Source organism: Alkalihalobacillus phoenicis (genome assembly GCF_047302405.1).
Lineage (GTDB): Bacteria > Bacillota > Bacilli > Bacillales > Bacillaceae_D > Alkalihalobacillus.
Map to the genome: position 1 here is coordinate 3232637 of NZ_CP154853.1, position 14887 is coordinate 3247523.

Consider the following 14887-nt stretch of genomic DNA (forward strand, 5'->3'; position numbering starts at 1 on the left):
TGCTCAGGACCTTGTTCTCAATATTGGACATACATTGTCAGGAAGCATGAGAACCGTCCCCGCACTTCAAATGGATTCTATTTCCAGAAGGGTCTGAAGTAATAAAAGAACGATTTTCTTCGGTGACAATGAAGCCCATTCGTTTCAAATGTTCAATAATTTCACTTCTCTTTTCTTCATTAGGAAACATTAAAGTAAATGATTCAAGTCCAACACTATTAACTGGTGGTAGAGGAGCACCTACACCATTCCATATATTTAAAGCAATATGATGATGGTAGCGACCATCTGAAATGAAAAGTGCCTGATTCCCATATCGGCTGACGACTTCAAATCCTAGTCCCTCAACATAAAACTTTCGATTCTCTTCTAAATCGGATACATGTAAATGAATATGACCCATTAGCGTATTACGAGGAAGTCCGTTCCAAGAACCTCCTTGTGCCTCAGCTAGAAGCTCTTCAGCATCCAACGGTTCTGATGGCATTACGACCTCGTTATGCTCCCAAGTCCATCTAGACGGAGCACGATCGGAATAGACTTCGATTCCATTGCCATCAGGGTCAGCTAAATAAATAGCTTCACTTACGAGATGATCGGCAGCCCCCTGGATCGGGTATTTAATTTGTAAAAAGTGTTTTAAGATTTTTCCTAAGTCAGAACGATTAGGCAATAATAAAGCAAAATGATATAAGCCAGTAGTACGCTGTTGTTTCGGTATCACATCAACAGGTTGTTCGATTGACAACAGAACTCCCTTTCCATCCGCAGTTAGTTTTGCAGTACGTTCTGTTTGTTCCAATATTTTAAACCCAATGATTTCTTTATAAAATGTTAAGGAACGTTCTAAGTCTAATACTTTTAGGTTAACTTGACCTACGAATGTTGTAGGTTTGCGATGAAAATTCATTTTAGTTCCTCCCTTATTTTAGTGTAACGATATGAACTGCTACTAAATAAGAAATTATATTATGAGCGCTGAATATAACCTATTCATCCTCTAAGTTTGTACATAATCAGAGATAAGAAAATCTATAGCTCATTTGGTTTTGATCTGGATTCATTATTTCGTAAATCAGCCAAGATCCACGATTTGAAATCTTGAAGGTTTTTTTCAGAAACTGTGTGTCCTTCCGGATATGTTTTAAACGTTACAGGAACCCCGAACTTAGTAAAACAATCGACATTTTCCTTCCCCCACTCATAGGGAAGGACTTGATCATATTCTCCGTGTGAGATAAACACTGATAAATGCTCACCCAGTTTTAACTTGTATTCTTCCTTTACAAATTGAGGAATATATCCACTAAGTGCTACTACACCTTTAATTTTATTTCCAAGGGTCATGGCTAATGTCATGGCTACAATCGCTCCTTGGCTAAAGCCCAACAAATATACTTGCTCAAGGTCTATTTCATACTTTAATGATGCATAATCGATAAAATTAGTTAATTTTTGGATTCCTTCATCGAAAACCTCTCGATTTGGTTTTCCATAGCCCTGGATTGTAAAGTAGGAAAATCCTGGTCCTTGAGGTAAATGCCCCCTTACACTGAAAATAAAGCAGGAATCCTCTAAACCATTTACAAGGGTAAGCATATTTTGTTCATTGCTTCCTATACCATGCATAACAAACAATGCAGGATATTTTTCCCCAGGAATCATATTCCTTGGCTGGCGAAGTTCGTAAATCATATCAGTTTTCATTAGCGGAGCCTCCCAATTAAATAACATTGCTTACAAAACTGACCTTAGTTTCTTTATATGAATTTTTGTTCTCTTATAAAATACTAAATATCGAAGTGGATTGTCAATGTTATTGCTTTGCTAATTGTGAAATTAAACTTATTAGCTGTATGGTTCGGCAATTTACCTAGTTATATCAATGCTTATTCGTCACCTTGATAACTGGCACTACCCGTATCTTGACAGGCACCTATCTAAAAAAGAAGATTCATTATGTCGAATCCTCTTCTTTAATATAAGCACTCTTTTTTATAATTATTGGGCAATTTTTACGATCGGTTTAAGGGTCACACCGGTTTTTGATTCTTCAAAAGCCTTGTTGATATCTTCAAAGTCGTAGAATTTCACTAATTTATCAAATGGGAATTTACCTTCTTTATAATATTGAATTAATTTTGGAATATGTAATTGCGGAACGGAATCTCCTTGAACCGTACCCACAATCTTTTTACCTTCCATTAATATATCATTCGTAAAGTTTAACGTAACATCTCCACCCATACCAACGATAGCTACTGTTCCTGAAACGCGCAGAGCATGAATGGATTGTTTGATTACTGGAGGTGCACCAGTTGTTTCCACTGCATAATGAACGCCACCGTTCGTGATTTTTTTAATTTCTTCAACAACATCGACTTCTTTTCCGTTTAATACATGAGTAGCACCAAGTTCTTTCGCCAGCTCTAAACGATTTTGATGAAGATCAACTACAATAATATCTTTTAGACCCATTATATGAGCCGCCATTACAGCACTTAAACCAACCGCACCCCCACCATAAATAGCAATAGATGTGCCTGGCTCAGGACGTAAACTATTCATAACTGTACCACTACCCGTTTGAATACCACACCCTAATGGACCTAATAGTGCTAAATCAACATCTTTATCCACTTTTACTACATTGTTTTTGTTTGCAACTGAATAGGTTGCAAATGATGATTGACCAAAGAAAGTAGAAAGTCCATGACCATGTTGATGAAGATGGATAGTCCCATCCTTTGACTTACCACCGAAATTAAGTTCTACCGTTCGCTCACATAAATTTTGGTGTCCTGCTAAACATTGTGAACATTCACCACAATAGGAATAGGAAAGCACTACATGATCTCCAGTTTGTATATTCGTAACACTAGAACCAACTTTTTCTACAATACCTGACCCTTCATGACCTAATACAGCTGGAAAAGGAGCTCCATTTCCTTTTATTGATTCAGCATCAGTATGGCAAACTCCTGAAGCTACAATTTTTACTAATACTTCATCGGCTCTTGGTTCAATTAACTCTACATCTTCTATTTTTAATTCCTGGCCGACATTTCGTGCAATTGCTGCTTTGATTTTCATCTGAATATCTCCTTTTTTGAACGGTACTCTATTTTTTAGTATAAGCTTTTATTACGAATTTTTTTGTTCTGTAACATAACCATCATCTTTTATTTCTAGTGGGCTTTCTTCAACATTAATTTTCCTCGTTATCATTTGTATCATTCTTAGCTTCATGTATGTTTCACCTTATTGTTATCACCCTCCCCCTTTAAAACCTAAGAATCATGAAGCCACCTTTCGGAAATACGTCCCCCCATCCAAATCTCACTTATTATTAGTAGACCTAATCTAATGGTTTAAGCAAATAACTTCTTTTTTCGCCAGCTTCCCCATTGATAATAACCGATGGAAAATAGACAACTGACAAAAAAGCTAGTACCCATACCTAATGCAATCCCTACTTCTCCAAATAAGGAAGTACCCAAATAGGTGAACGGGACACGTAATATCCATAAGGAAATGATATTTAAAATCAATACGTGAAACATTGCACCTGCCCCTCGAACAACTCCATTTAAAATAAAATTCAACCCTATGAAAGGATAAAAGAAAGCAATTGTCTGCAAGTATAATGTCCCAAATGCAACACTATCCACATCTTGGATAAATAGCTTGACTAAAGGTTCTGCCCATATGAATAAGATAACAGCGATAACGAGCATAATACTTATATTATAAATAACACCTGCTTTTGTCGTTTGCAATACGCGCTCCCATTTATTAGCCCCTATATTTTGTGCTGCCATCGCATTTACGGCCATCCCAAGAGCCATTGCTGGTAATAATATAATACTATCTAGACGTTGAGCCGCACCAAATCCCGCTACTGCCGCTTCTCCAAATGAATTCACCACGGATAAAATAACAGTCATACCTGCATAAATGACGATCATTTGTATACCTGAGGGAATACCTAGTTGTAAAATGGTTTTGATTTCAATCCATTTCGGTAACTGAAGGTTGAAAGATTGATTTTTATATCTTCTAGCTAAATAGAATAAGCTATATACAAATGCTAACGTTTGTGCCAACACGGTTGCGTAGGCAGCCCCTTCAATCCCCATGCCAAAACCAGCTATAAATAACGGAACCAAAATGGCATTTAGTATGGTTGCTAATAAAACAAAATAAAGTGGGGTTCGACTATCCCCAAACGCCCGTAACACTGTTCCGATAAAATTATACCCGACTAAAAATATCGTTCCAATAAAATTAATTTGCAAATAAACTTTTGTAATAGGTATGATAGATGTCGGTGTATTAAGGAGAATAAGTATAGGTTCTATTAAAATATATCCTAAGCTTCCAACAGCCAATGATAGTACAATTAAGATAATGACAAATGTACTCAAATAGGATTTTATTTCATCCAGATCTTTTTTCCCTCTTAATTGTGCAAAAATCGTTAAGGTCGCATTATTCATCCCAAGTATAAATGCTAAAACGACCGTCAAAACCGTTATCCCAATCGTAACAGCACCAAAAGCTGTACTTCCTAACAAGTTCCCGACCCATAGACTATCTATCAATTGCATCGCTACCTGGAGTAAATTCGTTAATAGCATAGGCAATGAAAACTGATAAAGTTTCTGATAGATCGATCCTTGAGTAAAATCTTCCTTCACATACAACTCACCTTTCAAAAACTAATCTAAATCTACTTTAAACCCAAAAGCACCGGAGAATAATTATAGGACGAATCTACTAAATAATTCAACTTTCGCATCGAGAGACCCCGTTCAACGAGCTGGCAGAGCGAAAGGGAAGCACTTAATTTTAGTGAACAATTTCCTTCAACAGCCTACGAAGAGATGTGTTCAGACTGTCAACGATTGAACCGTTCATGTAAAGTCAAATTGAGTATTGTATCGCCCTAAAGTTAATCTCTATCAACGGTTAAGGGTCAATCATGCGCTGCGAAACTTGAGTACAAATAATTTAATAATAAATGAACGTTCTTTAACTATTAATATAAATGCTTTTATAAGTAGACGTAGTTAAATCAATAGAATTCATGCCGCTACTATCTAGCCATCCTCTTAAGAACGCAGCCCCTTATCGTCCTAATCCAAACGCTTCTGCCAATAAGCTTATTCCTTTCAATCGATTATTGGCATCATTAAATTGGGGGATAATGGTGATTTCTTCAGCTTGATACATGTCAGCCAATTTTTCGATTTCTGCTTTAACCTGTATTGAGTCCCCAATAATAATACGTCTTCGATTTCGGCTGATTTTTTCATCCTCAATGGCACTTCGTCCACGAGCTTTAGCTGTCTCGATAGAAGGGAAATATCGGGGCTGTTGGTTGGATTCGACAGAAAGCAACCACAAATCGAAAGCTTGAGCGATGTTCTCTGCCTCATCTTTTGTTTCTGCAATAATCGCGAAGACCGCAATCATGACCATTGGTTTTTCTAATAAATAAGTGGGCTTAAAATGTCTTCGATAATCTCTTACTATTTCCTGGCCATTTGAACTAGAAGATGGGGCAAAATGAGCATAGGCATATGCCGCTCCACTTTCAGCAGCAATCTTTGCACTTCCCTCCCCTCTCCCAAGTATCCATATTTGCGGAGTTGTGTCGATAACCGGTGTTGCCATTAGCTCTTTAAAACGATGCTCTCCATCTTTGTTATCTGTTAAGTATTTATATAAATCTTTCACCTGTTGCTCATATGTGATTCGCTTGCCCCTCGATTCATTCAAAGCACGATTAACCATTGGATAGCTTGGTGATCTGCCAATTCCCAAATCAATTCGGTTTGGATAAAATGCCTCCAGCATGCGAAAATTTTCAGCGACTTTTAAAGAACTGTAATGTGGCAGCATGACCCCACCTGAACCGATTCGTATCTGATTTGTAGAAGCAGCCAATTGCATCATCAGCATCTCCGGGGTACTTCCTGCAACAGAAAACACATGATGATGTTCTGCAACCCAGTAACGGTAGTAACCTAGGTTATCTGCAAGTTGTGCTAAATTCCTTGTATGAAGTAAGGCTTCACGTGCATTAGCCCCTTCAAATATCGGTGAGTAATCTAGTATATTTAGTAAAACCACTGTCACTCTCCCCTTTTACAATATCGTTACCCATTCACTTTAAATTATTTCTTCTATCATTTGAAATCTTCAGTATTTCATTCGTTTCTATACATCTAGAATTAACGATATAATAGAACGCTTTTTATATTACTGTCAAATTTACAGCTTTCACCAACTAAAATCCTTTTCACTTCACGCTATTCCCTACATGTATAAAAACGGAGATTACCCAGTGCCCTAGCGGGCGCGTTATGCACAGACCCCATAGAATCTAATCGGCAGATCCGAAAATCCTTCACTTCGGTTCTACAACGAAAGCCGGTAACATTTTACCCATTGTAAAATGTTACCGGCTTACTGTCCCAGCACTTCTTATTCATATACTAGTGAAATTTATTGATAGGATTATGATATTTCTGTTTTATTTATTTTCAAACCGGACGAACGGTTATTTCATTCACATTCACATATTCCGGCTGTGTTACTGCATATACGACTGCTTTTGCAATATCCTTTGGCTCTAACTTCTTACGTCCGTTATTCCATGAACTCTCGTTACCTAAAGTCGTGTCCACCATTCCTGGAGAAATATTGGTGACACAGACACCCGTTTTGGCCAGTTCTTTTTCTAGTCCAACGGAAATCGCACGGACCGCAAATTTCGTGGCACTATAGACAGTACTTACCTTCGTTACTTCAATACCGGAAACAGATGCAATGTTAATAATATGACCACTTGAGCGTTCAAGCATAGATGGCAAGACAGAATGAATACCATAAAGCACTCCTTTTATATTAACGTCGATCATTTTTTCCCACTCTTCTACTTTTCCTGAACAAACTTGAGACGAAAGCATTTGCCCCGCATTGTTCACTAAAATATCAACATGATTAAATCTGTCTTCAGCCTTTTTAACTAAGTCTTCAAAGCTTTGCTTACTTGTTACGTCTGTCTGGACGGTCAAAACTTTTCCATTTTCTTGTTCATTAATTTCTTTTTCTACTTCAGCCAGTTTGTCTATACTACGGGCAGCCAATACAATATTTGCCCCTTCTTTAGCCAGTTCTTTCGCAATACCAGCACCAATTCCGCTACTTGCTCCTGTGATAATGGCCGTTCTCCTTTGTAATAGTCCCATCTTGAAAACCTCCTATTAAAATAAGAATTCATTCCATACGAGCATAGCATTTTTATTTGAGATAATTATTTATTTACTATTATACAACGAATAAAAGAGACCCCTAAAATAGGTATATTTGTCCATTCACTTACTTTTTTTCCTGATTAACAAAAAAGTGAAACAAGGCACCATATAAATTAGCATCATTTTGAAACTGGCAAGCAACTACCTTTGGGCTTGCCACATGTAATGGGTTTTTCTTTTTAATTTCATCAATGACCCATTGGATTCGCTCCACAAGTATCGGTTGTGCACTAATCCCTCCGCCAATCGCAATGATTTCTGGATCAAGGATATACTGCATATTTAAGACAAGACTGGCCACCTTAGTACAGTAATCATCGAATACCTCCATCGCCTCCCTATCTTGTTGATTAATATATTTATAGACAGCCTCTCCATCCGTTGGATCTTCAATCTTCTTTATTTGAGCAATTCTCTTCACCATTTCTACAGCGGAGTATTCTAACCCCACAAACTGAGCTTCTTTTGTTATCGCGTCTAATCCACTCATGACATAGCTTACTTCACCTGCTGAAAGATGCACTCCACGGTGAAGTTTTTTGTTCAAAATAATGCCTCCGCCAACACCGCTACCTAGAACTAATACAACAGAATCATTTACGTCTTTCACACTACCAAGCCATAATTCGGCTAATGCAGCACATTTTCCGTCATTTTCAATATGAACAACTTTACCATATCGCTCTTCCAAGATTTCAACTACATTTACCTCATGTAAAAACGGGTACAAATCCCCACCGTTATAAATAATTCCAGTTTCAACATCAATCGTTCCTGGGCAACTAATCGCAATCCCCTTGATACTCGTTAAATCTTGCCTATCTATGATAGAAAAAAGCACTTCCTTAAAACGCTCTAACTGCCTCTCTGTATCCGAAATAGTTAAATTAATTAAGGCACCCTTGTTTGGAGAGGGTATTCTCCCTTTATCTATAATATTTCCACCAGAATTCATCAAGGCATATTTAATAAATGTTCCACCAATATCCAATACTAAATACATAAACATTTCTCCTAATCATCATATGGCGTTTCTACTTCATAAGTATAATGCGTTTTCATTTTAACATATGGTATTTTTTTATGACAAATGGTACTATTTCACCGTAAGTTATTTTATTGTAATGAATGAGATTCGGAAAGGATTTAATTGTGAATGCATAATAATAATGTTCAAATTGCTTGTAAATTAATTTATAACACTACAGCAATCCCCATTTTGTTATTGGAAAATAACCAAGAAACGATATGGGTTTCAACTAGCAAATACTCTTCTCTAATAGAAAAAAAGACCCTCCCTCTAAAGATGGTCAACAAACTATTTTCTATTAAAGATCAAAAGCCCGTCCAATTAGCTTATTTAAACTCAAAAAATGATAAGATCGTGTTAATGCCTTATCCAGATAATGAAGACAAACTCTTCGTTCTTTGGCCAAATGCTGAAAGCTACTTCTCGCCAAATGTTAAAAATGAAGATATTGAAAATTCAGCGCTTGAATTTGATACAAATATACTTCTGAACACAGCCATTTTACTTCATTATCTCTTATATAACGAACAACTTTCTCTAAATGAAGTTATTAAGGAAAATCAGAATTTTAATCTCTCTTTAATACCCGATATTATCGAGTTAAAAATTATTGAACAAAGAGAACAGGCTATTCATCATCACCCTTATCTACTTGAAAAGCAGCTTCTTCACGCTATTAAACTAGGAAATAAAGAGAAAATGATTCAATATATGAAAATTCATTCTAAAGGAGGCATTTATGGTACCCTTTCCAAAAACGATTCGTTAAGAAACAACAAGAATATATTAATCGTGGCAATTACTTTAGCAACGAGAGCTGCAATTGAGGGAGGACTATACCTTAAATATGCATATAATTTAAGTGACTCTTATATACAACATGTAGAGGGGTTAACTAATATTGATTCTACCACCAAGCTGATGGAGGAAATTTTCATCGATTTTACAAATAGAGTAGCTAGGGTCAATCGTTTTAAATATACGAAACCAATTTTATTATGTCAGGAATATATTTTTAACCATTTATATGAGGATTTAACTTTAGAAACCTTGGCCAATCATGTCAATTTAAGCCCTGCCTATCTTTCTAAAAAATTTAAAGATGAGACTGGTGGAACCCTGATAAATTTCATTCAGCAACAAAAAATAGACGAAGCAAAAGAACTGATAATCTATTCAAATCTAAGCATTAGTGAAATCTGCTCCCTTTTAAATTTTTATGATCAAAGTTATTTTGTAAAAGTGTTTAAGAAATATACTCTTCAAACTCCTACTCAATTTCGAAACAATATGATTATTAAACAAACATAATGTTCTACGAAAATTATAAAAAGAAATTTTAACTCTTATTCAGGGAAAGGCTTTGAGCGTATTGCACGAGAACTTTCAGAATGTATTGATATCATTTCTCATTTACATTATTCGACCCTCACTATATACTGACCATAACTGTTTATGATTATAGCTGATGCGTTTAGCAAAATTCCTGTGCCGCTGAGTCTATGAAGGGAGAAAGAAATGCACAAAAACAATAATAATGTATTCTCTATTGCTCAAACTGAAAAGTTCATGATGTATTCTGAAGAAAAAAGAGATTATCAAATCTTCTTACATACACCAGATACTCCTGCACCAGAAGAAGGGTACCCTGTTCTTTACTTGCTTGATGCGAACGCTATTTTTGGTTCTGTTGTCGAAGCTCTTCGAATGGAGGAATATACTTATGCCAGATATGAGCCTGCGGCAGTTGTTGGCATCGGTTACCCAACCGACAAGCCCTACGATTTTGAAAGAAGGTTTTTCGATTATACGATTCACGCAACGAACGATGAGTCACCAGAGGGAATGAAACTTCCTGAAGTAGGAGGAGCCGATCCCTTTCTTCAATTTATAGAGCAGCAATTAAAACCCGCAATTGCACAGCGTATTCCTGTGAATCACAATAGACAAGCGATTTTTGGTCATTCTCTTGGCGGTTTTTTTGCACTCCATACCTTGTTTCACCATCCTGAATGCTTTCAAACCTATATTGCGGGCAGCCCGTCGCTCTGGTGGAAAAATCGTTATTTGCTGGAGAATCTAGAGGACTCGTGTAGCAAGCTATCTCAACAAAGCCAACAAAAAAATTTATATCTTGCCATTGGTTCAGAAGAACTTTCATTCATGGTCGAGGATGCAGCAACTATGTATGATCGCCTGGCATCTAAAAACCTACCATGTTTAAATATCGATTATAAGCTGTTTGAAGGTGAAGGGCATATTTCTATTTTCCACCCTTTAATTAGAAGAGCTTTAGATTTCTTTTTGAGAAAGAAAGACCGTTAGTAATTCAATTGACTTGCTGAGGTCCATCTAAATTACACCGTTCTACGGACTCATTTAAAACGATAAGTGCCCCTATCGTAAAATCAAAACCACCAGTGTGAACTGGTGGTTTACTCTGCGGCTGAAAGCCTTTCTTACCGGCCTAGGCCTTAAAGGCCCACTGAACCGGTTTCCCTTTTGCACCACATTCACCCACTAATTCTAAAGAATTTCTTTATCTCTTCTTATTTTTCTCTCCGGTAAACGGGTCATAGTCTTCGAACAATGATAACTGATCACCCATATAGTCTTCTTTTAGCTGATTCCTAATGTATTCTTGTATCTGCTTCTTGTTTCTTCCCACTGTATCAACATAGAAGCCTCTACACCAAAACTTCCTGTTCCCGTAGCGATACTTCAAATTGGCATGTCGATCAAATATCATGAGACTACTTTTCCCTTTTAAGTACCCCATGAATTGTGACACACTTAACTTCGGCGGAATACTTACTAACATATGGATGTGATCCGGACAAGCATTTGCTTCATGAATCACGACCCCTTTTCTTTCACATAAATCTCTTATGATCTGTCCGATACTTTTTTTGTATTTTCCATAGATGATTTGTCTTCTGTATTTTGGTGCAAACACGATGTGATACTTACAATTCCATGTTGTGTGTGCTAAACTATTCATGTCCTTCACAGGGCATACCTCCTTCTTTGGTGCGATGAAGCGGTCGGGAAACCAACTTTATCCTACCATGAAGTGAGGTTTTTTTTTAATACCACGCTTGAAGCTTTTTAGAACCCCCGGCATAGCCAGGGGTTTTCGAAACCACTAAAAAGCCCTGACAAATCAGCATGACTGATTTATCAGGACTTGAAACTTTCACAAACCTAAGTGCGACTGTTTTTTAATAATAAGTAAATAAAATATGGTGCACCAATTAAAGAAACGACGATTCCTGCTGGGATTCCATCAGGCTCTAATACATTTCGGCCAATTGTATCGGCTACGAGTAATAGCCATCCACCAAGTAGCATCGCAATTGGTAGAAAGTATTGATGTCTAGGGCCGACTAGTGCCCGGGCAATATGAGGGGCCATTAATCCGACAAAAGCGACACCACCAGTTACCGAAACGCTCACGGCGGCAATCGCAACTGCTGCCAGTAATAAATAGGTGCGTTCTTTTTGCAAGGGCACGCCTACTCCTATCGTCACTTGTTCACTTAAACCTAATACATTTAGTTGATGGGCTTTATACAAAATAAACGGAATTAAAATTAAAAACCACGGTAATATTGATAAAATTAAAGACCAATCATATCCCCAAATATTTCCTGCCAGCCATCTTGCAATAAAATCGACCTTTTGACTTTCAGACGAAGAAATTAATACAATCATTAAGCCAGAGAGTGCCATAGAGAAACCAATACCTGTTAAAATCAATTTACTTGGCTGAATTCCTCGTTTTCGTTCATAAGAAAAAGCATAAATAAGTAGAGCTGTTATCATCGCTCCGAAAAAAGCAATAATCGGTAATAAAAAGACAAAAATACCTGTGTCCAACGGATAAAATAAATAAAACAAAGTAATGGCTACGCCAGCACCAGCATTGATACCAATAATCCCAGGATCGGCTAAATCATTTTTTGTTACCCCTTGTAAAATCGCCCCTGACAAGGCAAGACCAATTCCTGCCAAAAGTGTGATGATCATACGAGGCAAACGAATAGAAAATAGCACGAATTCATCCTTAAAAGAACCTTGTCCAAGTATGGTCGGAATTAAACGATTAATGGAAACAGAGGAATACCCTAAACTAATCCCCATTAAGATGGTACCTATTAATCCTATGAGAATAGCGGATAAAACCCATTTATAGCGCTTTTTATAAGAGTTTGTTACGATCATATTGCCTTCCCTCCTTTTCGTACGATTAATAAAAAGAATGGAAGGCCTAATAAAGCAACAACCGCCGCAACCGGTGTTTCAAAAGGAGCATGAATCGTTCGTGCCGCAGTATCAGCCAATACCATAAACAGTCCCCCTATGACAGCAGACATTGGAATAATGGCTCGATAATCCATTCCAACGATCATACGTACGATGTGTGGAATCATTAAGCCAATAAAAACGAGATTCCCTACTATAGAAACAGCCGCACCTGCTAAGACAACCGTAACAATAAATAGAACCATTTTGACAACAAACGTTTTTTGGCCAAGTCCTGTTGCCACATCCTCACTTAAGCTTAAAATCGTCAATTGTTTTGAAAACAGGATCGCTATGATTAATCCGCTCATAATAATCGGGATGACAATGTTTAACTGTCCCCACGTGGTCCCTATTAGACCACCAGCCGTCCACATCGATACATCTTTTGAAATTTTAAAGTATAAGCCAATACCTTCTGCAATCGCATGCAAAAAAGCAGAGATCGCAGCACCTGCTAAAATAATCCGAAACGAAGATAATCCTCCTTTTTGTGAGGAGCCAATTCCGAATACAAGTGCAGCACCAATGGCAGCACCAATAAAACAGGCAATCATTAAGCCAAAATAGTTTACTGCTGGTAACAAAGCAATCGTTAAGGCTAATGCTGCGTTAGCACCTGCCGTTAATCCGATTAGCCCTGGATCTGCTAATGGATTTCTCGTCATTCCTTGCATAATAGCACCTGCAACAGCTAATGCTGCTCCTACAACAACAGCAGCGACTATCCGTGGGAGCCTAATTTCTTGGAGCATGACTACCACATTTGAAGTGCTTGTCCTAAACAATGCACTCCATACATCTTGTATACTCGTTTCTGCTGCCCCATAAGTTAAAGCCATAATAAAAGCAAAACACGTTACAACAATTGCTAGTATCAATTTCACTGAAAATGTGAGAACCCTCTTTGACCCTTTTTCCATCTAATCTCCCTCACCATAAAAGCGAAGAGGAATTCTCTTAAGAGAATCCCTACCATGAGCTCTATTTTATTCACTTTCTAAAAAATTCTTCATAAAAAATTCTAGTTGATACTCTAATGTTAATGGATCATTAAAGTAAAACTCACTCGCATCTACTTGAAAAACACGATCATTTTTCACTGCATCAATGTTTTTATACGTTTCTGTATCTTGGAAAGAGCCTTCTGTTTCTTCGGATTTACTAATGACTAAATAATCTCCTGCGAATTCATCCAACACTTCCACAGATAATGCATAATACCCATCAGCTAATGCCATTTCTTTCACCTTTTCAGGCATCTCTAGCTTCATTTCTTGATAAAGAATTTCGGTTCCGCGTCCCCAATTATCACCGAAGACATATAGTTGCTTATCAAAGTTTTCAATAACTGAAACCGTTGCGTCTTCGCCAATATGTGCTCTAATTTCATCACCAGCTTCTTGAGAACGAGCTTTAAAGTCATTAACCCACTCTGTTGCTTCCTCTTCTTTATTTAGAAGCTTACCAATCTCAATATGTTGAGTTAAATAATCGACGGCATCGTATGTATACGTTACAACCGGGGCAATTTGCTCAAGTTGATTTAAATTTTTTGCAGTCGAATAAGCAATAATTAAATCTGGCTCAAGCTCAATAATTTTCTCAAGGTTTTCATCGGATACTTCCTCAATATTTTCAAGTCTATCAGCAAATTGAGGGTTCGTTTTTGTCCAAGAATCAACACCGACTAAAGGAACATCTAAAGCCATCACATTACCGGCAAATGCGAGGACGATAACTCTTTCTGGATTAGCTGGAACTTCAATTGGACCATTCTCTGATTCATACGTAATCGTCTCTACACTTGCTTCTTCTGAAACGTCACTTTCCTCTTCACTAGAATTTTCTTGAGTATTCGTTTGACCGCAAGCACTAACAAGCAGTAGAAACAAGAATACGAGTGTTATTCTCATAAATATTCTATTCATTTTTATTCTCCCCTTGGTTTATATATAATTGACTCAATTCCAATCAATGCATCAATATTAAAAACCTCCGACAAAGCAAAGGATATAATTATATTGATAACAATTATCAGTATTAAACGCTATCAAGAATATAATCCTATTGAGAATGATTGTCAATATCTATTATAAAAATATCTGAAAATGATTATCAATAATAACCAAGTTCTAACAGTCATTAGACAAGAATCTCTTTATATCTCCTAAAAAAAGTATCCTCAATCCACAAAAAAACTTTGACCATTTCAGTCAAAGTTTTT

13 protein-coding genes are annotated in these 14887 nt (G+C 37.0%); 2 read left to right on the top strand and 11 right to left on the bottom strand.

Annotation, left to right across the window (positions count from 1 at the left end):
- Nucleotides 1-37 precede the first annotated feature (37 nt).
- From AA0017_RS15270 to AA0017_RS15300, 7 genes are all read right to left on the bottom strand, one after another.
- Entirely contained in the window at nucleotides 38-910 is an 873-nt protein-coding gene (locus AA0017_RS15270; RefSeq protein ID WP_413375783.1) for a VOC family protein, read from the bottom strand.
- Between the two features lie 122 nt (nucleotides 911-1032).
- Entirely contained in the window at nucleotides 1033-1707 is a 675-nt protein-coding gene (locus tag AA0017_RS15275) for an alpha/beta hydrolase (RefSeq protein ID WP_413375785.1), read from the bottom strand.
- 294 nt (nucleotides 1708-2001) lie between these two features.
- Nucleotides 2002-3093 (bottom strand): NAD(P)-dependent alcohol dehydrogenase, encoded by a 1092-nt coding sequence (locus tag AA0017_RS15280; RefSeq protein ID WP_413375787.1) that lies wholly within the window; start codon nucleotides 3091-3093, stop codon nucleotides 2002-2004.
- Between the two features lie 278 nt (nucleotides 3094-3371).
- Nucleotides 3372-4700 carry an MATE family efflux transporter gene (locus AA0017_RS15285; protein ID WP_413375789.1) on the bottom strand — a complete coding sequence of 443 codons (1329 nt, stop codon included), beginning with the start codon at nucleotides 4698-4700 and terminating at the stop codon, nucleotides 3372-3374.
- Between the two features lie 430 nt (nucleotides 4701-5130).
- Nucleotides 5131-6138 (bottom strand): LLM class flavin-dependent oxidoreductase, encoded by a 1008-nt coding sequence (locus AA0017_RS15290; RefSeq protein WP_413375791.1) that lies wholly within the window; start codon nucleotides 6136-6138, stop codon nucleotides 5131-5133.
- 413 nt (nucleotides 6139-6551) lie between these two features.
- Nucleotides 6552-7259 carry an SDR family oxidoreductase gene (locus AA0017_RS15295; RefSeq protein WP_413375793.1) on the bottom strand — a complete coding sequence of 236 codons (708 nt, stop codon included), beginning with the start codon at nucleotides 7257-7259 and terminating at the stop codon, nucleotides 6552-6554.
- 130 nt (nucleotides 7260-7389) lie between these two features.
- Nucleotides 7390-8328 carry an ROK family protein gene (locus AA0017_RS15300; protein ID WP_413375795.1) on the bottom strand — a complete coding sequence of 313 codons (939 nt, stop codon included), beginning with the start codon at nucleotides 8326-8328 and terminating at the stop codon, nucleotides 7390-7392.
- A gap of 153 nt (nucleotides 8329-8481) precedes the next feature.
- Here AA0017_RS15300 and AA0017_RS15305 point away from each other — a divergent pair, with 153 nt between their 5' ends.
- Nucleotides 8482-9666 (top strand): helix-turn-helix domain-containing protein, encoded by a 1185-nt coding sequence (locus tag AA0017_RS15305; RefSeq protein ID WP_413375797.1) that lies wholly within the window; start codon nucleotides 8482-8484, stop codon nucleotides 9664-9666.
- 207 nt (nucleotides 9667-9873) lie between these two features.
- Nucleotides 9874-10680 carry an alpha/beta hydrolase gene (locus tag AA0017_RS15310; RefSeq protein WP_413375799.1) on the top strand — a complete coding sequence of 269 codons (807 nt, stop codon included), beginning with the start codon at nucleotides 9874-9876 and terminating at the stop codon, nucleotides 10678-10680.
- A gap of 214 nt (nucleotides 10681-10894) precedes the next feature.
- Here AA0017_RS15310 and tnpA read toward each other — a convergent pair whose 3' ends face one another.
- From tnpA to AA0017_RS15330, 4 genes are all read right to left on the bottom strand, one after another.
- Nucleotides 10895-11356 carry an IS200/IS605 family transposase gene (tnpA, locus tag AA0017_RS15315; protein WP_413382362.1) on the bottom strand — a complete coding sequence of 154 codons (462 nt, stop codon included), beginning with the start codon at nucleotides 11354-11356 and terminating at the stop codon, nucleotides 10895-10897.
- Between the two features lie 203 nt (nucleotides 11357-11559).
- Nucleotides 11560-12579 carry a FecCD family ABC transporter permease gene (locus tag AA0017_RS15320; protein WP_413375801.1) on the bottom strand — a complete coding sequence of 340 codons (1020 nt, stop codon included), beginning with the start codon at nucleotides 12577-12579 and terminating at the stop codon, nucleotides 11560-11562.
- The gene (locus AA0017_RS15325) at nucleotides 12576-13583 is read right to left on the bottom strand and encodes a FecCD family ABC transporter permease (RefSeq protein WP_413375803.1); all 1008 of its coding nucleotides are present in this window, start codon (nucleotides 13581-13583) and stop codon (nucleotides 12576-12578) included. Before AA0017_RS15325 ends, AA0017_RS15320 begins: the two co-directional genes overlap by 4 nt.
- A 66-nt stretch (nucleotides 13584-13649) precedes the next feature.
- On the bottom strand, nucleotides 13650-14591 hold the full coding sequence (locus tag AA0017_RS15330; RefSeq protein ID WP_413375805.1) for an iron-hydroxamate ABC transporter substrate-binding protein: 942 nt from the start codon (nucleotides 14589-14591) through the stop codon (nucleotides 13650-13652).
- Nucleotides 14592-14887 lie beyond the last annotated feature (296 nt).

Bases quoted from the DNA above. Each gene is read 5' to 3' on its own strand.
- tnpA (WP_413382362.1), bottom strand. From the start codon at position 11,356: ATGAATAGTTTAGCACACACAACATGGAATTGTAAGTATCACATCGTG.
- AA0017_RS15330 (WP_413375805.1), bottom strand. From the start codon at position 14,591: ATGAATAGAATATTTATGAGAATAACACTCGTATTCTTGTTTCTACTG.
- AA0017_RS15310 (WP_413375799.1), top strand. From the start codon at position 9,874: ATGCACAAAAACAATAATAATGTATTCTCTATTGCTCAAACTGAAAAG.
- AA0017_RS15305 (WP_413375797.1), top strand. From the start codon at position 8,482: ATGCATAATAATAATGTTCAAATTGCTTGTAAATTAATTTATAACACT.
- AA0017_RS15270 (WP_413375783.1), bottom strand. From the start codon at position 910: ATGAATTTTCATCGCAAACCTACAACATTCGTAGGTCAAGTTAACCTA.
- AA0017_RS15275 (WP_413375785.1), bottom strand. From the start codon at position 1,707: ATGAAAACTGATATGATTTACGAACTTCGCCAGCCAAGGAATATGATT.
- AA0017_RS15325 (WP_413375803.1), bottom strand. From the start codon at position 13,583: ATGGAAAAAGGGTCAAAGAGGGTTCTCACATTTTCAGTGAAATTGATA.
- AA0017_RS15280 (WP_413375787.1), bottom strand. From the start codon at position 3,093: ATGAAAATCAAAGCAGCAATTGCACGAAATGTCGGCCAGGAATTAAAA.
- AA0017_RS15320 (WP_413375801.1), bottom strand. From the start codon at position 12,579: ATGATCGTAACAAACTCTTATAAAAAGCGCTATAAATGGGTTTTATCC.
- AA0017_RS15300 (WP_413375795.1), bottom strand. From the start codon at position 8,328: ATGTATTTAGTATTGGATATTGGTGGAACATTTATTAAATATGCCTTG.
- AA0017_RS15295 (WP_413375793.1), bottom strand. From the start codon at position 7,259: ATGGGACTATTACAAAGGAGAACGGCCATTATCACAGGAGCAAGTAGC.